General features: G+C 71.2%; 22 protein-coding genes. 9 read left to right on the top strand and 13 right to left on the bottom strand.

From position 1 onward, the window contains the following. A partial coding sequence (locus tag ACFFNX_RS16325; protein WP_378202021.1) for a hypothetical protein occupies window positions 1–240 on the top strand: 240 nt, incomplete at its 5' end. A 104-nt stretch (window positions 241–344) separates the two neighbouring features. Here ACFFNX_RS16325 and ACFFNX_RS16330 read toward each other — a convergent pair. The 10 genes from ACFFNX_RS16330 to argF all read right to left on the bottom strand — a co-directional run bounded on the left by ACFFNX_RS16330 (window position 345) and on the right by argF (window position 9,492). Continuing rightward, the gene (locus ACFFNX_RS16330) at window positions 345–665 is read right to left on the bottom strand and encodes a metal-sulfur cluster assembly factor (protein ID WP_378202024.1); all 321 of its coding nucleotides are present in this window, start codon (window positions 663–665) and stop codon (window positions 345–347) included. Window positions 666–731: 66 nt separating this feature from the next. Further along, window positions 732–1,175 carry a Fe-S cluster assembly sulfur transfer protein SufU gene (gene sufU, locus ACFFNX_RS16335; RefSeq protein ID WP_285584165.1) on the bottom strand — a complete coding sequence of 148 codons (444 nt, stop codon included), beginning with the start codon at window positions 1,173–1,175 and terminating at the stop codon, window positions 732–734. Window positions 1,176–1,209: 34 nt separating this feature from the next. Then, window positions 1,210–2,499 (bottom strand): cysteine desulfurase, encoded by a 1,290-nt coding sequence (locus ACFFNX_RS16340; protein ID WP_378202078.1) that lies wholly within the window; start codon window positions 2,497–2,499, stop codon window positions 1,210–1,212. After that, on the bottom strand, window positions 2,490–3,242 hold the full coding sequence (gene sufC, locus ACFFNX_RS16345) for a Fe-S cluster assembly ATPase SufC (protein WP_378202027.1): 753 nt from the start codon (window positions 3,240–3,242) through the stop codon (window positions 2,490–2,492). The genes ACFFNX_RS16340 and sufC overlap by 10 nt, the downstream gene beginning before the upstream one ends. A 5-nt stretch (window positions 3,243–3,247) precedes the next feature. Then, complete coding sequence (locus ACFFNX_RS16350; RefSeq protein WP_378202030.1) at window positions 3,248–3,562, bottom strand: non-heme iron oxygenase ferredoxin subunit; 315 nt, start codon at window positions 3,560–3,562, stop codon at window positions 3,248–3,250. Continuing rightward, window positions 3,559–4,722 (bottom strand): Fe-S cluster assembly protein SufD, encoded by a 1,164-nt coding sequence (gene sufD, locus ACFFNX_RS16355; RefSeq protein WP_378202033.1) that lies wholly within the window; start codon window positions 4,720–4,722, stop codon window positions 3,559–3,561. Before sufD ends, ACFFNX_RS16350 begins: the two co-directional genes overlap by 4 nt. 79 nt (window positions 4,723–4,801) lie before the next feature. Next, window positions 4,802–6,214, bottom strand: coding sequence for a Fe-S cluster assembly protein SufB (gene sufB / locus ACFFNX_RS16360; protein ID WP_378202036.1), 1,413 nt, complete (start codon window positions 6,212–6,214; stop codon window positions 4,802–4,804). Then, complete coding sequence (locus tag ACFFNX_RS16365; RefSeq protein ID WP_378202081.1) at window positions 6,211–6,915, bottom strand: helix-turn-helix transcriptional regulator; 705 nt, start codon at window positions 6,913–6,915, stop codon at window positions 6,211–6,213. Before ACFFNX_RS16365 ends, sufB begins: the two co-directional genes overlap by 4 nt. A 119-nt stretch (window positions 6,916–7,034) precedes the next feature. Then, the gene (locus ACFFNX_RS16370) at window positions 7,035–8,411 is read right to left on the bottom strand and encodes an MFS transporter (protein WP_378202039.1); all 1,377 of its coding nucleotides are present in this window, start codon (window positions 8,409–8,411) and stop codon (window positions 7,035–7,037) included. Between the two features lie 88 nt (window positions 8,412–8,499). Continuing rightward, window positions 8,500–9,492, bottom strand: coding sequence for an ornithine carbamoyltransferase (gene argF / locus ACFFNX_RS16375; protein WP_378202042.1), 993 nt, complete (start codon window positions 9,490–9,492; stop codon window positions 8,500–8,502). A gap of 119 nt (window positions 9,493–9,611) precedes the next feature. On the opposite strand from argF, the gene ACFFNX_RS16380 reads away from it, so the two are divergent. The 4 genes from ACFFNX_RS16380 (at window position 9,612) to ACFFNX_RS16395 (ending at window position 13,517) form a co-directional block, all read left to right on the top strand. Beyond that, a complete protein-coding gene (locus tag ACFFNX_RS16380; RefSeq protein WP_378202045.1) occupies window positions 9,612–10,523 on the top strand; it encodes an ABC transporter ATP-binding protein in 912 nt (303 codons plus the stop codon). Between the two features lie 174 nt (window positions 10,524–10,697). Then, on the top strand, window positions 10,698–11,462 hold the full coding sequence (locus ACFFNX_RS16385) for an ABC transporter permease (protein ID WP_378202048.1): 765 nt from the start codon (window positions 10,698–10,700) through the stop codon (window positions 11,460–11,462). Between the two features lie 3 nt (window positions 11,463–11,465). After that, window positions 11,466–12,407 carry an EamA family transporter gene (locus ACFFNX_RS16390; protein WP_378202051.1) on the top strand — a complete coding sequence of 314 codons (942 nt, stop codon included), beginning with the start codon at window positions 11,466–11,468 and terminating at the stop codon, window positions 12,405–12,407. Window positions 12,408–12,491: 84 nt separating this feature from the next. Next, complete coding sequence (locus tag ACFFNX_RS16395) at window positions 12,492–13,517, top strand: COX15/CtaA family protein (protein ID WP_378202054.1); 1,026 nt, start codon at window positions 12,492–12,494, stop codon at window positions 13,515–13,517. Here ACFFNX_RS16395 and ACFFNX_RS16400 read toward each other — a convergent pair. After that, window positions 13,474–14,274 (bottom strand): MBL fold metallo-hydrolase, encoded by an 801-nt coding sequence (locus tag ACFFNX_RS16400; protein ID WP_378202057.1) that lies wholly within the window; start codon window positions 14,272–14,274, stop codon window positions 13,474–13,476. The genes ACFFNX_RS16395 and ACFFNX_RS16400 overlap by 44 nt on opposite strands. Before the next feature lie 47 nt (window positions 14,275–14,321). Between ACFFNX_RS16400 and ACFFNX_RS16405 the strand changes: the two genes are divergently transcribed. Then, window positions 14,322–14,729 carry a MerR family transcriptional regulator gene (locus ACFFNX_RS16405; protein ID WP_378202060.1) on the top strand — a complete coding sequence of 136 codons (408 nt, stop codon included), beginning with the start codon at window positions 14,322–14,324 and terminating at the stop codon, window positions 14,727–14,729. Here ACFFNX_RS16405 and polX read toward each other — a convergent pair. After that, window positions 14,711–16,423 carry a DNA polymerase/3'-5' exonuclease PolX gene (gene polX, locus ACFFNX_RS16410; protein WP_378202063.1) on the bottom strand — a complete coding sequence of 571 codons (1,713 nt, stop codon included), beginning with the start codon at window positions 16,421–16,423 and terminating at the stop codon, window positions 14,711–14,713. The two genes, ACFFNX_RS16405 and polX, sit on opposite strands and share 19 nt — an antisense overlap. Window positions 16,424–16,503: 80 nt before the next feature. After that, complete coding sequence (locus ACFFNX_RS16415) at window positions 16,504–17,124, bottom strand: GntR family transcriptional regulator (RefSeq protein WP_378202066.1); 621 nt, start codon at window positions 17,122–17,124, stop codon at window positions 16,504–16,506. 135 nt (window positions 17,125–17,259) lie between these two features. Between ACFFNX_RS16415 and pdhA the strand changes: the two genes are divergently transcribed. The 3 genes from pdhA to ACFFNX_RS16430 all read left to right on the top strand — a co-directional run. Further along, window positions 17,260–18,318, top strand: a complete 1,059-nt coding sequence (gene pdhA / locus ACFFNX_RS16420; RefSeq protein ID WP_378202069.1) for a pyruvate dehydrogenase (acetyl-transferring) E1 component subunit alpha — start codon at window positions 17,260–17,262, stop codon at window positions 18,316–18,318. An 11-nt stretch (window positions 18,319–18,329) separates the two neighbouring features. Further along, window positions 18,330–19,319: an alpha-ketoacid dehydrogenase subunit beta gene (locus ACFFNX_RS16425; RefSeq protein WP_378202072.1), complete on the top strand. Its 990-nt coding sequence runs from the start codon at window positions 18,330–18,332 to the stop codon at window positions 19,317–19,319. 7 nt (window positions 19,320–19,326) lie between these two features. Further along, window positions 19,327–19,616 (top strand): biotin/lipoyl-containing protein (locus ACFFNX_RS16430; protein WP_378202075.1); only part of this gene is annotated, 290 nt, incomplete at its 3' end.

Raw genomic sequence — 19,616 nt, forward strand, 5'->3', positions numbered from 1 at the left:
TGGTTCGCCGACCGTGGGTTCGCGGTCATCGTCGCGGAGGGCCGCGGTCCCGCCTCGGAACGGGAGGTCCACGGCCACCGCGCGGCGCTCGTGCCGACCGGTCAGGTGGCCGCGCCGCACGCGACGGCGGTCGCCGCGTTCCGCGCCGGAGAAGGCGCGACCGCCGTGGCGATCAAAATCGCCACGGCGGTCGCGCGCGCAAGTCCGGATCTCGCGGGAGGACGCTCCCCGGTCCGGTGACCGCGACGCGGACGACCGTCCGCGTTCCCGATCCTCGGGAAGCCGTGCGGCCCCGCTTCTCCGGCAAGCCGACCGGCGCGGTCAGCCGGTCGGAGAGGTGGGGGTCAGACGTTGAAGCCGAGGGCGCGCAGCTGCTCGCGGCCGTCCTCGGTGATCTTGTCCGGGCCCCACGGCGGCAGCCACACCCAGTTGATGCTGACCTTCTCGGCCATGCCCTCCAGGGCGCTGTTCGTCTGGTCCTCGATCACGTCGGTCAGCGGGCAGGCCGCGCTGGTGAGCGTCATGTCGAGCGTGACGACGTTGTCGTCGCCGATGTTGACGCCGTACACCAGCCCGAGGTCGACGACGTTGATGCCGAGCTCGGGGTCGACCACGTCTCGCATGGCCTCGAGGACCTCGTCCTCAGCGATCTTCGTCTCGGACATGGGTCCTCCTTCGTCGGATGATCGACCGGGCGTACCGCGCGGAAGGGTTCACTCGCTCGGTTCTTCTCACGCCTGGGCTTCCATGGCTTTCGCGGTCGCGTCCTTCCACGCCATCCAGGCGAGCAGGGCGCACTTGATACGGGCGGGGTACTTCGACACGCCGGAGAAGGCGACGGCGTCCTCCAGGACGTCCTCGTCGGGATCGACCTGTCCCTTGGACTGCATCAGCTTCAGGAACTCATCACCGGTGTTCATCGCCTCCTTGACCGGCCTGCCGATGATCAGGTCGGCCATCACCGAGGCGCTGGCCTGGCTGATCGAACAGCCCATCGCGTCGTAGGAGACGTCGGCGACGTCGTCGCCGTCGAGCCGGACCCGCAGCGTCACCTCGTCACCGCAGGTCGGATTGACGTGATGCACCTCGGCGTCGTAGGGATCCCGGAGGCCCTTGTGGTGAGGGTTCCGGTAGTGGTCCAGGATGATCTCCTGGTACATCGACTCGAGCTGCATTCCTCTTCCTTCCCTGCGACCGAACAGATCAACGTCAGGCGGCGCTGAAGAATTTCTGCGTCTGCCGGAGTCCGTCGGCGAGGGCGTCGACCTCCGCGCGCGTGTTGTAGAAGTACACCGACGCCCGCGTGCTGGCCGTCAGGCCGTACCTGCGGTGCAGCGGCCGCGCGCAGTGGTGACCCGCGCGCACGGCCACGCCGTGGGCGTCCAGCACCTGACTCACGTCGTGCGGGTGGATCTCCCGGCCGTCCAGGCCCTGGAGGGTGAACGACAGGGCGCCGCCGCGGTCGGCGGCCTCGGTGGGGCCGAGCAGCCGCAGGCCCTCGACCTCGCGGAGCTGATCCAGGGCGTACGTCAGCAGCTCGTTCTCGTACGCGTGGATCTCCTCAAGCCCGATCCCCCGCAGGTAGTCGATCGCGGCGGACAGCCCCGCGGCCTCGGCGATCGGCATCGTGCCGGCCTCGAACTTGTGCGGCGGGGGGGCGTACGTCGAACGTTCCATCGCCACGGTCTCGATCATCTCGCCGCCGCCGAGGAACGGCGGGAGCGTCTCCAGCAGCTCCCGGCGCCCCCACAGCACGCCGATGCCGGTCGGGCCGCACAGCTTGTGCCCGGTGAAGCCGTAGAAGTCGACGCCGAGGTCCTGGACGTCCACCGGCATTCGCGGCACCGACTGGGCACCGTCGGCCAGGACGAGCGCGCCGACGGCGTGGGCCTTGGCGGCGATCTCACGGATCGGGTTGACGGTGCCGAGGACGTTCGACTGGTGGGTCAGCGCGACGATCTTGGTGCGCTCGGTCAACAGCGAGTCGATCTCGGAAAGGTCGAGACGGCCGTCGTCGGTCACGCCGAACCAGCGAAGCGTCGCGCCGGTGCGCTGCGCGAGCAGCTGCCACGGCACGATGTTGGAGTGGTGTTCCATCTCGGTGATGACGATCTCATCGCCGGGTCCGACGCGGAAGCGCTCGGACTCCGGGCCCGCGGTGAGAGTCGCGTTGCCCATGGCGTACGCGACGAGGTTGATCCCCTCGGAGATGTTCTTGGTGAACACCACTTCGGACTCGTCCGCGGCACCGATGAAGCCGGCCACCTTCAGGCGCGCGCCTTCGTACTCCTCGGTCGCCTCCTCACCCAGCTGGTGCGTCGCCCGGTGGATGTTGGCGTTGTGCCGGGAGTAGAACTCCTCGATCGCGTCGATCACCTGCAGCGGCTTCTGGGAGGTGTTGGCGCTGTCGAGATAGACGAGCGGGCGTCCGTCGCGGACGCTGCGCGTCAGGATCGGGAAGTCCTTGCGGATCTGTCCGACGTCAATGCTCACGCCGATGCGCCCGCCTTCGTGAACTTCTCATAGCCCTCGCTCTCCAGGAGCTCGGCCAGCTCCGGGCCGCCCTCCTCGACCACGCGCCCGCTCGCGAAGACGTGCACGAAGTCGGGCTTCACGTAGCGCAGGATCCGCGTGTAGTGCGTGATCAGCAGGACGCCGGTCTCGCCGCCCTCGCGGAAGCGGTTGACGCCCTCGGAGACGACCTTGAGCGCGTCGATGTCGAGGCCGGAGTCGGTCTCGTCCAGGACCGCGACCTTGGGCTTCAGCATCTCGAGCTGGAGGATCTCGTGGCGCTTCTTCTCCCCGCCCGAGAAGCCCTCGTTGAGGTTGCGCTGGGCGAACGCCGGGTCGATCTGCAGGTCCGCCATCGCGCCGCGCATCTCCTTGGAGAAGTCACGCAGCTTCGGCGCCTCGCCGCGCACGGCGGTGACCGCGGTGCGCAGGAAGTTCGACACCGACACGCCGGGCACCTCGACGGGGTACTGCATGGCGAGGAACAGCCCGGCGCGGGCGCGCTCGTCGACGGTCATGTCCAGCACGCTCTCGCCGTCGAGGAGGACCTCGCCGCCGGTGACGTCGTACTTGGGGTGACCCGCGATGGCGTAGGCGAGGGTGGACTTGCCGGAGCCGTTCGGCCCCATGATCGCGTGGGTCTCCCCCGCCCGTACGGTCAGGTCGACGCCCCGCAGGATCTCCTTGTCCTCGACGGCGACGTGCAGGTCGCGAATCTCAAGCGTGGCCATATGTCTCAGGACTCCTTGAGCGAGACGAACACGTCGTCGCCCTCGATCTTCACTCGGTACGTGGGAACCGGCTGGGTGGCCGGCGGATTGGTGGGCTTGCCGCTGCGCAGGTCGAAGCACGACCCGTGCAGCCAGCACTCGATGGTGTGGTCGTACACCTCACCCTCGCTGAGCGCGACCTCGGCGTGGGAGCAGACGTCGCGCAGCGCGAAGACCTCCTGGCCGACGCGCACGACCGCCACCGGCGTGTCGTCGATCTCCACCGCCAGCGCCCCCTCGTCGGGGACCTCGGCGAGCGCACAGACGCGCACGAAGCTCATCGATCGAGCTCCTGCTCGATGGTCGCGACCGGCTCCCGGTCGAGCTCCTGGTCGATCGCCGCGCGGACCTGCTCCTGGATGTCCGGCACGTCGATCTTGTCGACGAGCTGGCCGAGGTAGCCGCGGACGACCATGCGCCGGGCCACGTCATACGGGATGCCGCGCGCCTGGAGGTAGAACAGGTGCTGGTCGTCGAGGCGGCCGGACGCCGAGGCGTGTCCCGCGCCGGTGACCTCGCCGGTGAGGATCTCCAGGTTCGGCACCGAGTCGACCCGCGTGCCGTCCGTCAGCACGAGGTTGCGGTTGAGCTCGTACGTGTCGGTGCCCTCGGCCTCGGCCCGGATGATGACGTCGCCGATCCAGACGGTGTGGGCGCCCTCGTCCTGCAGCGCGCCGCGGTAGTCGACGCGGCTGCGGCAGTTGGGCTTGGTGTGGTCGACGAGCAGCCGGTGCTCGATGTGCTGGTCCTTGTCCACGAAGTAGACGCCGTACAGCTCCGCGTCGCCGCCCGGGGCGTCATAGGCCACGGACGGGGCGATGCGGACCACTTCGCCGCCGAGGCTGACCGTGAAGCTCGTGAACTTCGCGTCACGGCCGAGCCGCGCGTGCTGGTGGGACAGGTGCACGGCGTCGTCGGCCCAGTTCTGCAGGCTGAAGACCGACAGCGAGGCGCCGTCGCCCACCACGAACTCGACGTTGTCGGCGTAAGTGGCCGTGCCGATGTGGTCGAGCACGACCGTGGCCTGCGCGAAGGGCTCGAGCACGACGGTCGTGTGGCCGTAGGCCACGCCGCCCTCGCCGCGCAGCGTCACGACCGTCGGGCTGGTGGCGACGACCTCCTTCGGCACCGTGATCACGGTCGCCTGGGTGAAGGAGGCGTACGCCTGGGCGCTCACCCGGTCGCCCGGGACGTAGGCCTTGCCGACCCGCTCGTCCGTACGGCCGACGGTCTCGACCTTGACCTCGGGCGCGGCGTCCACGTCGACGACGACCTTGCCGTCGGCCTCCGCGCCCTTGTGCAGGCCGCGCAGGCGGCGCAGCGGAGTGAACCGCCACTCCTCCTCGCGCCCGTTCGGCACCGGGAAGTCGGCCACGTCGTACGACGCGCGCTCGTGCAAGGTCGACAGGGGCCGGGTCTCGACTCCCGTGTTGTCGGTCACGCTCCCCTCCTCACTCGCTGCGCGGAAGCCTTGCTTCGCGGCGCCTTCCACTCCGCTCGCTCGTCGGCTCGTCGTTCCATCAGCCGACGGCTCCTTCCATCTGCAGCTCGATGAGGCGGTTGAGCTCCAGGGCGTACTCCATCGGCAGCTCACGCGCGATCGGCTCGACGAAGCCGCGCACGATCATCGCCATGGCCTCGTCCTCGGTGAGCCCGCGGCTCATGAGGTAGAACAGCTGGTTCTCCGAGACCTTGGAGACGGTCGCCTCGTGGCCCATCTCGACGTCGTCCTCGCGGACGTCGACGTAGGGGTAGGTGTCGGAGCGGCTGATCTGGTCGACCAGCAGCGCGTCGCACTTGACCGTCGACTTGGAGTGCTCGGCGCCCTCCTGCACCTGGACCAGGCCGCGGTAGCTCGTACGGCCGCCGCCGCGCGCCACCGACTTGGAGATGATGGTCGAGGAGGTGTTCGGCGCGTTGTGCACCATCTTGGCGCCGGCGTCCTGGTGCTGGCCCTCGCCCGCGAAGGCGATGGACAGCGTCTCGCCCTTGGCGTGCTCGCCCATGAGGTAGACGGCCGGGTACTTCATCGTGACCTTGGAGCCGATGTTGCCGTCGACCCACTCCATCGTGCCGCCCTCGTAGCAGACGGCGCGCTTGGTCACGAGGTTGTAGACGTTGTTCGACCAGTTCTGGATGGTCGTGTAGCGACAGCGGGCGTCCTTCTTCACGACGATCTCCACGACCGCGGAGTGCAGTGAGTCGGACTTGTAGATCGGCGCGGTGCAGCCCTCGACGTAGTGGACGTACGCCCCCTCGTCGACGATGATCAGCGTGCGCTCGAACTGGCCCATGTTCTCGGTGTTGATCCGGAAGTAGGCCTGGAGCGGGATCTCGACGTGCACGCCCGGCGGGACGTAGATGAACGAGCCGCCCGACCAGACCGCGGAGTTGAGCGCGGCGAACTTGTTGTCGCCGACCGGGATCACCGAGCCGAAGTACTCCTGGAAGATCTCCGGGTGCTCGCGCAGGCCGGTGTCGGTGTCGAGGAAGATGACACCCTGCTTCTCCAGGTCCTCGCGGATCTGGTGGTAGACGACCTCGGACTCGTACTGGGCCGCCACGCCGGCGATCAGGCGCTGCTTCTCCGCCTCGGGGATGCCGAGCTTGTCATAGGTGCTCTTGATGTCAGCGGGGAGTTCGTCCCACGACGCGGCCTGCTTCTCCGTCGACCGGACGAAGTACTTGATGTTGTCGAAGTCGATATCGGAGAGGTCGGCGCCCCACGTCGGCATCGGCTTCTTACCGAACAGACGCAGGCCCTTCAGGCGAAGGTCGAGCATCCACTCCGGCTCGCTCTTCTTCGCCGAGATGTCGCGGACGACCTCCTCGTTCAACCCGCGACGGGCCGACGCACCGGCCACGTCCGAGTCGGCCCAGCCGAACTTGTATTTTCCGAGCCCTTCGAGCTCAGGATGGGCTGCCGTAGTCATACGGAGGCGCCTCCGGACTCCTGCTTGTCGTCGTTCTTCTCTGTCAGCTCACGTGCGGTCACGTGAGTCGTGCAAACCCCGTCGCCGTGGGCGATGGTCGCCAGCCGCTGCACCGGGACGCCGAGCAGCCGCGCGAACGCGGCGGTCTCGGCCTCGCAGAGCTGCGGGAAGCTGGCCGCGACGTGCGCGACCGGGCAGTGGTGCTGGCACAGCTGCTGCCCTCCGGCCGGCGCGTTGCCCGCCGCGGCGGCATAGCCGTCCGCGGACAGCGCCTCGGCCAGCGCGCGCACCCGCTGCTGCGGGGGCACCGCGCGGATCGCCGCACCGTAACGCGCCTCGAGGTCACCGAGCTGGCGACGGGAGAACTCGGCGACGGCCTCGTCACCGAGCCGCTCGGCGAGGAACCGCAGAGCGCTCGTGGCGAGATCGTCATATGCGTGCTCGAACGCGCTGCGGCCGGCGTCGGTGATGACGAACAGCTTCGCCGGGCGCCCGCGCCCACGTGAGGCGTGCGGGCGGCTCCGGCGCACCTCGATCATCTCCTCGGCGAGAAGGTGGTCGAGATGGCGCCGCACGGCCGCGGGCGTGAGCCCGAGCCGCTGTCCGAGCGCCGAGGCGCTGATGGGACCGTGTTCAAGAATCAGGCGTGCCACCCGCGCGCGTGTGGTGCGCTCGGCGTGGCTGGGACCGAACGCGGGCATACCGGCGGACGCCGGTGCGCTGCTCCTCGTGTCGGTCACGTATTTCACAACATCAGTGTGGCCTAATTCCTTCCCGCCGCACAAACGGAACGGGGTTACCTACCTCACTAAGGTAAGCCTTACTTCACCTGCGGCTTCGCCGCGTGAACCCCCCGGCCGGGCACGACGGCGGCGACGGCGGCGCCGATGAGGAAGGCGGTGCCGGCGACGGCCATCGCGGCGGGGAGCCCGGCGGAGACGGCGAGGGTGCCGACCAGGGCGACGCCGATCGTACTGCCGACCTGCCGGCCGGTGTTGATCGCCCCCGACGCCACTCCGGCCCGGTCCGCCGGCGCTGCCTCGACCACGGTCGTCGTGGCGGCGGGCATGGTGAAGGCCATGCCGAAGCCCGCCGCCATGAGCGGGACCACGAGGGCGAGGTAGGAGACGTGCGGGCCGGCGGCCATGAGCCCGAAGAGCCCGGCGGCGCCCACGCACAGGCCGGACAGCATCGTCGGCCGCGTGCCCGCGCGGCCCGTCACACGCCCGGACAGCAGAGACGCCAGCGAGACCAGCAGTCCCTCGGGCAGCAGGGCCAGACCCGCGGTGGTCGGGCTCATGTGCCGGGTGTTCTGGAAGTACAGGCTGATGACGAACAGCTGCCCGTAGAAGCCGAGGTTGAGCAGCAGCCCGATCGCCGAACCCCCGGCGAAGGCCCGGTCGCGGAACAGCCCCAGGGGCAGCATCGGCCCGGCCGAACCCCGCTCGATCGCCGTGAACGCCACGACGAGCAGGGCGGCGGCCACGAGGCCGCCGAGGATGAACGGGGAGGTCCAGCCCTCGGTCCGGGCCTCGATGAGCGCGAAGGTCAGCACCCCGAGGGCGACGATCGCCGTCGCCTGGGCGGGCAGGTCGAACCCGGGCCGGCCGTGACCGCCCGCCGGAGGCACGTGCCGCCGGGCCGCCAGGAGGGCGGCCACCCCGATCGGCACGTTGACGAAGAAGACGAGCCGCCAGCTCACGGCCTGGGTGAGCACCCCACCGGTCACCGCGCCGGAGGCGGCCGCGATCCCGGCCACGCCGCCCCAGACGCCCACGGCGCGCGCCCGCGCCCGGGGATCGTCGTAGGCCGCGCGGACCAGGGCCAGCGAGCACGGCACCAGAACCGCGGCGGCGGCGCCCTGCACCAGGCGGGCGACGACCAGCGTCACCGCTCCCGGAGCGAGCCCGCACGCGGCCGAGGCGACGACGAACAGCCCCAGGCCGGCGCAGAACACCCGCCGGGCGCCGTACCGGTCGCCGAGCGAGCCGGCCATCAGCAGGAGCGCCGCGAAGGTCAGCGTGTAGCCGTCGACCACCCACTGCAACGCCCCGACTCCTCCCCCGACGTCCCGCCCGAGCGCGGGAAGCGACAGGCTCACGGCCGTCGCGTCGAGGATGACCATGAAGTAGCCGAGGCAGATGGCGGGCAGGGCGAGCCGGGACGGCGCCTGCGGACGGACGGTGACGTTGACCATGCGTCCACACTGGCCGCCGGACCCTTCGACGAGGACCGAAACGTCGCCGTCGCGCCGTGCGGGACCGTCCGGGACCGTCCGGGTGACTTCAGTCCGCCAGCGTGGCCACCAGAATCGCCTTGATCGTGTGCAGGCGGTTCTCGGCCTGGTCGAAGACGATCGAGGCCTTGGACTCGAACACGTCGTCGGTCACCTCGAGGGCGTCCAGGCCGAACTCCTGGTAGATCTCCTCGCCCACGGTCGTCTCGCGGTCGTGGAACGCCGGCAGGCAGTGCATGAACCGCACCGAGGGATTGCCGGTCGCCGCCAGGACGGCCTCGTCGACGCGGTACGGCCGCAGCAGCGCGATGCGCTCGCCCCAGGCCTCGCGCGGCTCGCCCATCGAGACCCAGACGTCGGTGTGCACGAAGTCCACGCCGCGCACGCCCTCGGCGACGTCCGCCGTGAGGGTGAGGCGGGCGCCGCTGCGGGCGGCGAGCTCGCGGGCGGCGGCCTGGACCGGCTCCGGCGGCAGCACCCCGGCCGGCGCGACGATGCGCACGTCCATGCCGAGTAGCGCGCCCGCGACGAGCAGGGAGTTGCCCATGTTGTTGCGCGCGTCGCCGAGGTAGGCGTAGGAGATCTCGCCCACGGGCTTGTCGCTGTGCTCGGTCATCGTGAAGACGTCGCACAGGCTCTGGGTCGGGTGCCACTCGTCGGTCAGGCCGTTCCAGACGGGCACGCCCGCGTGCGCGGCGAGGGTCTCGATGTCGGCCTGCCGGCTCCCGCGGAACTGGATGCCGTCGAACATCCGGCCCAGCACGCGTGCGGTGTCGCGCACCGACTCCTTCTGACCCAGGTGGGAGCCCGCCGGGTCGAGGTACGTCGTGTGGGCGCCCTGGTCGTGGGCGGCGACCTCGAACGCCGAGCGCGTGCGGGTGGAGGACTTCTCGAACAGCAACGCGATGTTGCGGCCGGTCAGGCGCGGTCGCTCCGCGCCCTCGCGCTTGGCCGCCTTCAGCTCCGCCGACAGCGTCAGCAGGAAGCGGAACTCTTCCGGCGTGACGTCCAGTTCCTTGACGTAGCTCCGCCCACGCAGCATCTGACCTCCTGAGGAATGCACGAGCAACTGTATCGCTATGCGAGCCGTTGAATCAATATTCAGAGCGCACTTCGGGGGTCACCGCTCGGGGACGACCCGCCGCACCTACACTCGGTGCCATGACACCCCTCGCCGTCGATGTGAGCGGCCTGGTCAAGCGCTACGGCACGAACATCGCCGCCGATGGGCTGTCGTTCAGCGCCCGGCGCGGCGAGGTCACCGCCCTGCTCGGCCCCAACGGTGCGGGCAAGACCACCACCGTGGAGATCTGCGAGGGATACCGGCGCGCCGACGGCGGCGCCGTGCGCGTCCTCGGCCTCGACCCTCGTGACCAGGCGCTGCGCGCCCGTGTCGGCGTCATGCTGCAGTCCGGCGGCGTGCCGACCGGCGCCCGCGCCGGAGAGTATCTCCGCCTGGTCGCCGGCTTCTACGCCGACCCCGTCTCCGTCGCGCTGCTGCTCGACCACCTCGGCCTGGCCGAGGCCGGCCGCACCGCGTACCGGCGCATGTCCGGCGGGCAGCAGCAGCGCCTCGCCCTGGCGGCGGCCGTCGTCGGCCGTCCGGAGCTGGTCTTCCTCGACGAGCCCACCGCCGGCCTGGACCCGCAGGCCCGGCACGCCACCTGGGAGCTGGTCGAGGAGCTGAAGGCCGCGGGCGTCGCGGTGATGCTGACCACCCACCACATGGAGGAGGCCGAGCGCCTCGCCGACCAGGTCGTGATCGTCGACCGGGGTGTGGTGATCGCCGGCGGCAGCCCGCCGGAGCTGACCGGGGCCGAACGCCAGCTCCGCTTCCGCGCCCGGCCCGGGCTCGGCCTGGACGAACTGCTGTCCGCGCTCCCGCCGGCGACCATCGCCAAGGAGTCCCCGGCCGGCCACTACGTCATCGAGGGCGACCTCGTCCCCGAGCTGCTCGCCTCGGTGACCGCCTGGTGCGCCTCGCACGGCGTCATGACCGAGGACCTCCGCATCGAACGCCGCACCCTCGAAGACGTCTTCCTCGAACTCACCGGACGGGAGCTGCGTTCGTGACCACGAGCGAGCACTCCGCAGCGAGCGGAGCCGACGGCCGCGGCACGAGATCGTCCACGGAGCGAGTGAGGAGCGGGAGCGAGCAATGAGCGGGGGCGAGCACTCCGCGGCGAGCGGAGCCGACGGCCGCGGCACGAGATCGTCCACGGAGCGAGTGAGGAGTGGGAGCGGGCAATGAACACCGTCTTCACGCCGTCGCCGGGGGCGGCGCCGCTGCCGCGCATGATCGGCGTCCAGACCGCCTATGAGGTGCGCAACCTCCTGCGCAACGGCGAGCAGCTCCTCCTCACCCTGATCATCCCGGTCGCGCTGCTGGCGCTGTTCGCCTCCGCGCCGCTCCTCGACGTCGGCCCGGGCCGGCGCGTGGACTTCCTCGCCCCCGGCATCCTGGCCCTGGCCGTGCTGTCCACCGCGTTCACCGGCCAGGCGATCGGCACCGGCTTCGAACGCCGCTACGGGGTGCTGAAGCGCCTCGGCGCCACGCCGCTCCCCCGGTCCGGCCTGATCGCGGCCAAGTCGCTGACCGTGCTGCTGGTCGAGCTGCTCCAGACCGTGGTCGTCGGCGCGGTCGCGCTCGTCCTCGGCTGGAGCCCGCACGGCGACCCGTTCGCCGCCGTCGTGCTCGTGCTGGCCGGCACGGCGGCGTTCAGCGGCTTCGGCCTCCTGATGGCCGGGACCCTGCGCGCCGAGGCCACTCTGGCCGCCGCGAACCTGGTCTACCTGCTGCTGCTCATCCTCGGCGGCGTGATCTTCCCGTTGACAAAATTCTCCGGCGGGCTACGTTCGGTCCTCGAACTACTACCGATCTCCGCGCTCGCCGACGGCCTGCGGCAGGTGCTGCAGCACGGCGCCGGCATGCCCGTACGAGACCTCATCGTCCTGCTCGTGTGGGCCGTGCTCGGCCTCGCCCTGGCGGCGTGCTTCTTTCGCTGGGAGTGACGGATGGCGCTCGCTGACGCCCAGGGGTCCTACGGCCGGGCGGGTCGGTTCCGCGCGCGGACGGGGGCCCTGCGGCCTTCGCTCGGCTCGGTGCCGCCGCCCGCGCTGATCCTGCTCGGCATCGTCTCGGTCCAGGTCGGCGCGGGCCTGGCCAAGAACCTGTTCGCCCGCTCCTCTCCCGACGCCGTCGTGATGATGCGCCTGCTGACCTCGGCGGTCGTCCTCGGCGTGGCGTACCGGTCGGCCCTGCGCGACCTGCGGCGCCTGCACTCCTGGCGCGACATCGGCGTGGCCGCGCTGTTCGGCCTGACGCTGGCCGGGATGAACGCCTGCTTCTACCAGGCCCTGGCGCGGCTGCCGCTGGGCATCGCGGTGACCGTGGAGTTCCTCGGCCCCCTGTCGGTGTCCATCCTCTCCTCGCGGCGGCGGCTCGACCTGGTGTGGGCGCTGCTGGCCCTGGGCGGCGTGACCCTGCTGGCCCGCGGCGAGGGCGACGTGACGATCACGGGGGTGGCGTTCGCGCTGCTGGCGGCGGCCGGCTGGGCCTTCTACATCCTGCTGAGCGGCGCGACGGGGCGGCGCTTCGCCGGGTCGTCCGGGCTGGCGGTGGCGAGCGTCGTCGGCGCGGCGGTCATGCTGCCGATCGGCGTCGGCACCGCCGGCGCCAAGCTGCTGGACCCCGAACTGCTCATCGTCGCCGCCGGCGTCGGCCTGCTGTCGTCGGTCATCCCCTACACCCTGGAGCTGGAGGCGCTACGGCGCATGTCGGCACGCCTGTTCGGCATCTTGATGAGCATCGAGCCGGCCGTCGCGGCAGTGGTGGGGCTGGTGTTCCTGGGCGAGATGCTGTACTGGCGGGAGTGGCTGGCGATCGGCCTGGTCATCGCCGCCTGCGTCGGGGCCACGCGCTCCCAGCAGTCCCCGCCCGAGGCCCCCGAGGCCTGAACCTCGCGGTGGCGGGGCGGCCCGGCGGCGCGTCCGCGGTGACCCGGATCCGGGTCACCGCGGGGCACTCATACGATGAGGGGCGTGCGATCCGACAATCCCGTGACGCGGCTCGTCGATGCCGTGTGGCGCCCCACGTCCGCCTCGATGCGGTGGCTCGCCCTCGCCGGGGTGGCCGGTAACGCCCTCATCATGTCCACCGGCGCGGCCGTGCGCGTCAGCGGGTCCGGGCTCGGGTGTCCCACCTGGCCCCAGTGCACCGGCGACAGCCTCGTGCCGTCGCACTCTCCCGAGCACGCCGCCGTCAACATGGCCATCGAGTTCGGCAACCGGCTGCTGACCTTCCTGGTGCTGGCCGTCGGCGTGGCGGTCTTCGTGGCGGCGGTGCGCCTGTCGCCCCGGCGGCGCGACCTCGTGCGGCTCGCCGTGATCCAGCCGCTCAGCGTCGTGGCCCAGGCCGTGGTCGGCGGCATCGTCGTGCTCACCGACCTCAACCCGGCCGCGGTCTCCGCGCACTTCCTGCTCTCCCCCGCCCTTCTCGCCGCGGCGACCGCGCTGTGGATCCGCGCGAGCGAAGGGGACGCACCCGCCCGCCGGCTCGTACGCGGGGAGCTGGTCTGGCTCGCCCGCGCGCTGATCGGCGTGGTCTTCGTGCTGCTCGTGGCGGGCACCGTCGTGACCGGCACCGGGCCGCACGCCGGCGACGCGAAGGCGCCGCGCTTCGGGTTCCGGATCGAGCAGGTCGCGCAGCTGCACGCCGACGTCGTCTGGGTCACGGTCGGCCTGACGTTCGCGCTGCTGCTCGGGCTGCGGCTGACGACCGCGCCACGCCTCGCCCAGCGGCGCGCGGTCGAGCTGCTCGTCATCGAGCTGGCCCAAGGCGTGATCGGCTACGTTCAGTACTTCACGGGCGTGCCCGGCCCGCTCGTCGTCGCGCACGTGCTCGGTTCGGCGCTGGTGTGGATCGCGACCTTCCGCGCGGCCTTCGCGCTGCGCGAGCGCGGCCCGATGCCGGCGATCGCGCCGCGCGCCGTACGCCGGAGCGGGCCGGAGCCCCGGCTCGCCGTCAGCCCCGATGGCGATCCAGCTCCCACGGGTCGTGGGCGCTGAACACCGACACCTCGTCGCCGTGGTCGCGGACGAGCTCGCGTAGCCGCGCCTGGGTGCCGAGCCGCAGGTCGTGGTGGACCTCCGAGGTGGTCTGCACGAAGTCCAGCACGGGATGCGGGTGCGGGTCGGCGGCCAGCTCCCGGTGGTAGTAGTACGCGTCGCCGCAGTGCAGCAGCCAGCGGTCGCCGTCGCGGACGGCGACGCCGGTGTGGCCGGCGGTGTGGCCGCCGAGCGGCACCAGCCGGATCTCCGGCGGCAGGCCCTCCGGCCGGACCGAGGTGAACCCGAACCACTCCTCACCCGGCTCGGGCGTGTAGGTGACCCACTTCGGGCCGTGCGCCCAGTGGGCCGGCCGGTAGCGGAAGCTGGGCGCCTGGGCGAGCGCCGCCTCGAGCTCGGCGGCGAGCACGTGCACGCGGGCGTCGGGGAAGTCCGGCAGGCCGCCGCAGTGGTCCACGTCGAGGTGGGTCACGATGACGTGGCGCACGTCGCCGGGTGAGTGGCCGAGCCGGGCGATCTGGCGCACGGCGGTCTCCTCCTCATCCAGCACGGGCTCGGCCATGGTGACCCAGTCGGCGCCGAGGGTTTCGTCCGGGTCGCGTACGTCGCCGAGGCCGAGGCCGGTCTCGACCAGGACCAGGCCGTCGGCGTCGGTCTCGACCAGCAGGCAGTGGTTGACGGCGTGCGCGGGCGGCGGGCCGTCGTAGGTGGCCTCGATCGTCCTGACCGAGCCGCAGTTGAGGTGATGGATCTTCATGGCGGGTAGTCTGCGACTTGAAGCGCGATTCAAGTCAAGGAGACGGGATGGCCGAGACGCTGCTGGACATCGCCGAGGTGGCCGATCGTTGCGGCCTGGCGCCGTCGGCGCTGCGGTTCTATGAGAAGAAGGGCCTGATCGCCCCGGCGGGCCGCAACGGCCTGCGGCGCACGTACCGGCCGGACGTGCTCGACCGCCTCGCGCTGATCTCCTGCGCCCGCAGCGCCGGTTTCACCGTCGCGGAGATCGCCCGCTTCCTCGTGGCCACCCCGGGCGACACTGAGCTGCGCGCCCGGATGGCCGTCAAGGCGCGGGAACTGGAGGATGACATCGCCCGGCTGACGCGGATGCGTGACGGCCTCCGGCACGCCGCCGCCTGCGACCACGAGAGGCTCGTGGAGTGCCCGGACTTCATGCGGACCTTCGCGAGTCCGGCTCAGCCGGTGCCGAGGTAGTCGCGGAGCCGGTCCAGCGGCCAGGTGTTGACGACGTCGTCCGGAGTCAGCCAGCCGCGCTGCGCCGTGCCGACGCCGTACCGCAGGTTGGCCAGGTGCCCGGTCGCGTGGGCGTCGCTGTCGATGGAGAATTTCACCCCGTACCGCAGGGCGCGGCGGATCAGGTCGGCGGGCAGGTCGAGCCGGTCGGGGAACGCGTCGATCTCCACGACCGTGTGGTGGCGGGCGCAGGACTCGAACACCGCGTCCCAGTCGCAGTCGACGGGCTCCCGGCGTCCGATCAGGCGGGCGGTGGGGTGCCCGAGGACGTGCACGCCGGGGTTCTCGACGGCGCGGACGATCCGGCGGGTCATCGTGTCGCGGTCCTGGGTGAACAGCGAGTGCACCGATGCCACGCAGAGGTCGAAGCCGGACAGGAACTCCTCCGGCCAGTCGACCTCGCCGTCGGCGTCGATGTTCAGCTCCGTGCCGTGCAGCAGTGTCAGGTCCGGGTGGCGCTCGCCCAACGCGTGCACGGCCTCCCGCTGGGCGAGCATCTTCTCGTCGGTCATGCGCTGCATGAACAGGTTCGGCGCATGGTCGGTGATGGCGAAGTACTCCCACCCCTGCGCCGCCGCGGCGGCGACCATGTCCTCCAGCGGGGCGATGCCGTCGGTGAGGTCGGTGTGGCTGTGCAGGTCGCCGCGCAGGTCCTCGAGCCGGACCAGGCGCGGCAGCTCGCCCCTGAGCGCCGCCTCGATCTCGCCGCCGTCCTCGCGGAGCGTCGGCGGCACCCACGGCAGCCCGAGGCGCTCGTAGACCTCCTCCTCGGTCGCGGACACGATGAGGTCGCCGCTCTCCACGTCGAACAGGCCGTACTCCGACAGCTTCAGCCCGGCGCGTACGGCGATCTCCCGGGTGCGGACGTTGTGCGCCTTGGAGCCGGTGAAGTACTGCAGGGCCGCGCCCCAGGACTCCGGCGGGACGACCCGCAGGTCGACCTGGAGGCCCTTGACCGTACGGATCGAGGTCTTGGTGTCGCCGTGCGCGATCACCTCGGCGACGAGCGGGAGCGCGGCGAAGGTCTCCATGAGCGGACCCGAGTCGGCGGCCGCGGCGAGGATGTCGACGTCGCCGATGGTCTCGCGGGACCGGCGCAGCGACCCGGCGTACTCACAGCGCCGCGCGAGCGGCGACAGCGCGGCGACGATCTCCTCGGCGACCTCCATCGCCACGTCGATCAGGACGCGGTCACCCGCGCGTCTCATCAGCTCGATGCCGCGGAGGATGTTCTCCTCGGTCTTGGCGCCGAACCCCTTGAGCCCCTCCAGCCGCCCCGCCGGGATCGCCTCGGCGAGCTCGTCGACGGAGGAGATGCCAAGGTCCTCGTACAGGACGAGCGCCTTCTTGGGCCCGAGCGTGGGAATCGCGGTCAGGGCGCGCACCCCGGCCGGGATCTTGGCCCGGACGGCCTCGAGCTGGCGAATCGTGCCGGTCTCGCGGTAGTCGAGGATCTTCTTGGCGATGGCCTCGCCGACGTTGGGGATCCGCCGCAGCCCCTTGAGGTCGAGCGTCGACACGTCCTCGGCGTAGCCGGCGATGGACCGGGCGGCCTTCTCGTAGGCACGCACCTTGTACGCCGCCTCACCGGTGATCGAGAGCAGGTCCGCGAACTCCTGGAAGAGCTCCGCGACCTCGTCGTTGGGGCGCCCCATGCCACCGATCCTAGGGCCGTCACCCGGCCGGGGCCACGCGCCCGCACCCCCCTGATCGCCGCCGGCGAGGGCGCGTCCGGTCAGGGGGCGTACTTCATCACGTGGTCGTGCAGCATGCGGCCGACGCGTGGGTCCGCCCGGCGGAAGGCGTCGGCGATCTCGATGTGCTCGGCGGTCTTGCCGCACAGTTCGGTGTCGTGCCGCCGGACCGACAGGGTGGTCCAGATCTCGATGCCCAGCGACTCCCAGACCTCCCGCAGCAGGCGGTTGCCGGCGGCGTCGACGATCTCTCGGTGGAAGGCGATGCTGTGCCGCATCACGTCCGGGCCCTCCGCGGTGGCCAGGTGCTCGATGTGCTCGTCCAGGGCCTCCACCCGGCCGGCCAGATGAGGGGCGGCGAGCTCGGCGGCGGTCTCCTCCAGGCCCGCGCGCACGGGGAAGAACTCCGCGAAGTCGGCCTCGGTGAAATCCCGTACGCTCGCGCCGCGGTTGGGCATCGTCTCGACCAGCCGCAGCGCCTCCAGCTGCCGGAGGGCCTCGCGGACCGGCGCCTGACTGACCCCCAGTTCGGCGGCGATGCGACGCTCGACGATACGCTCGCCGGGCTGGAGTTCCCCCGACGTGATGCGGTCGATGAGGACCTGCCGGATCTGGTCTCCGAGGCCGGTGCGGACCAGGGCCGGGGCGTTGAGAGCGTTCACGCTCGTCAATCGTAGATGACCGCCGTTCGGAGGGCACCGGCGACTGAACTATGATCGATCATTGATCGCCTGATCTACTGGCGCACGTCGTGGTCACCCCAGGGCGCGCGGCCTGCGTACGAAGGGAAGACCTCGATGGCTGACACCGACACGAGGAGCCCGGCGCGTTCTCGCCGGACGCGAAGGTCCAGGCCACGGCCCGAGACGCTCGTCGCCTACTACCGGCAGATGCTGCTGATCCGCCGCTTCGAGGAACGCGCCGCCCGTGCGTACACGGAGGCCAAGATCGGCGGGTACTGCCACCTCAACCTCGGCGAGGAGCCCACGATCACCGGCCTCATGGCCGCGCTCGAGCCCCGCGACTACCTGTTCACGAACTACCGCGAGCACGGTTACGCCCTCGCCCGCGGCATCGAGGCCCGCCGCGTCATGGCCGAGCTGTACGGACGCAGCACCGGTGTCTCCAAGGGCTGGGGCGGGTCGATGCACCTGTTCGACACCGACTCCCGGCTGCTCGGCGGCTACGGCATCGTCGGCGGCCAGCTTCCCCTCGCCACCGGCGCCGCGCTGGCCATCTCCTACCGCGGCGGCGACGAGGTCGTCATGTGCCAGATGGGCGACGGCACCACCAACATCGGCGCCTTCCACGAGTCGCTGAACATGGCCACGCTGTGGGACCTGCCGATCGTCTTCGTCGTCATCAACAACGGCCTCGGCATGGGCACCACGGTCGACCACTCCTCCGCCGAGCCGGAGCTGTACCGGCGCGCCGCCGCGTACCGCATGGAGGGCGCCCGCGTGGACGGCACCGACCCGATCGCCGTGCAGGACGCCGCGCACGCCGCCGTCGAGCGGGCGCGCACGGAGCAGAAGCCGTTCCTGCTGGAGACGACGAGCCCGCGGCTGCGCGGCCACTCGGTCGTCGACCCCGCGCGCTACCGCACCGCCGAGGAGAAGGAGGCGCTCAAGGCCGCCGACCCGCTCGCGCGTTTCGCGCTGGAGCTGGAGGAGAACGGCGTCCTGGACGCCGAGGCGCGCGAGAAGCTCGACGCCGAGGTCAAGGCCGAGGTCGACGATGCGGCGGCGTTCGCCGACGACAGCCCGCACCCCGACGTGTCCACCCTGTTCGACTACACGTACGCGACGCCGGTGCCGGGCGAGTCCCGCCGCCTGCCCGCCGACCCGGTCTTCTAGAGGAGTCCCCGATGGCCACTGTCACCTATCGTCAGGCCCTGCGGGACACGCTCCGCGCGGAGATGCTGCGCGATGAGGACATCTTCCTCATGGGCGAGGAGATCGGCGTCTTCGAGGGCTCCTACAAGATCACCGAGGGGCTGCTGAAGGAGTTCGGGCCGCGCCGGGTGCGTGACACCCCCATCGCCGAGGAGGGCTTCGTCGGCGCCGCGATCGGCGCGGCGATGCTCGGGCTGCGGCCCGTCGTCGAGATCATGACGATCAACTTCTCGCTGCTCGCCCTCGACCAGATCGTCAACCACGCGGCCAAGATCTACGGCATGTTCGGCGGCCAGTGCAGCGTGCCGATGGTGATCCGGACGCCCGGGGGCGGCGGGCAGCAGCTCGGCGCCACCCACTCGCAGAACGTCGAGCTGTTCTACTCCTTCATCCCCGGGCTCAAGGTTCTGGCTCCCAGCACGCCGGCCGAGGCCTCGGCGATGCTCAAGGCCGCGATCCGCGACGACGACCCGGTGCTCTTCCTGGAGAACCTCGCGCTCTACAACACCAAGGGCGAGGTCCCCGACGAGATCACGCCCGCGGAGATCGGCCGGGCCGCCGTCACCCGCGAGGGCACGGACGTCACGATCATCGCCTACTCGCGGATGGCGCACGTCGCCGCCGAGGTCGCCGAGAAACTCGCCGCCGACGGCGTCTCCGCCGAGGTCGTGGACCTGCGGAGCCTGCGTCCCCTGGACCGCGAGACGGTCGTCGCCTCGGTCCGTCGTACGGGCTGCGCCGTGATCGCCGAGGACGACTGGCTCACGTACGGGATCGGCGCCGAGATCGCCGCCACGATCCAGGAGGGCGCCTTCGACTGGCTCGACGCGCCGGTCCGCCGGGTGGCGATGGCCGAGGTCCCGCTCCCCTACTCCAAGCCCCTCGAACTCGCCGCGCTGCCGTCGGCCGAGTCCCTCGTCACCGCCGTACGCGACACGCTCGCCGCGACCGGCCGCCGTTAGGAAGACCATGTCCGAGATCCTCATGCCCCGCCTGTCCGACACCATGGAGGAAGGCGTCGTCAGCTCGTGGCACAAGAAGCCCGGCGACAAGGTCTCCGTCGGTGACTCGCTCGTCGACATCGAGACCGACAAGGCCCTGATGGAGTACGAGGCGTACGAGGACGGCGTCCTCGGCGAGATCCTCGTGCCCGAGGGCGCCACGGCGACCATCGGCACGCCGATCGCCGTGCTGAGAGCCGACGGCGCCGCCCCGGCGGTCGTTCCCAGCCCGGCCCCCGCCGAGGCACCGGCCGAGGC

The organism is Actinoallomurus acaciae (assembly GCF_042429965.1).
GTDB classification, from domain to species: domain Bacteria; phylum Actinomycetota; class Actinomycetes; order Streptosporangiales; family Streptosporangiaceae; genus Actinoallomurus; species Actinoallomurus acaciae.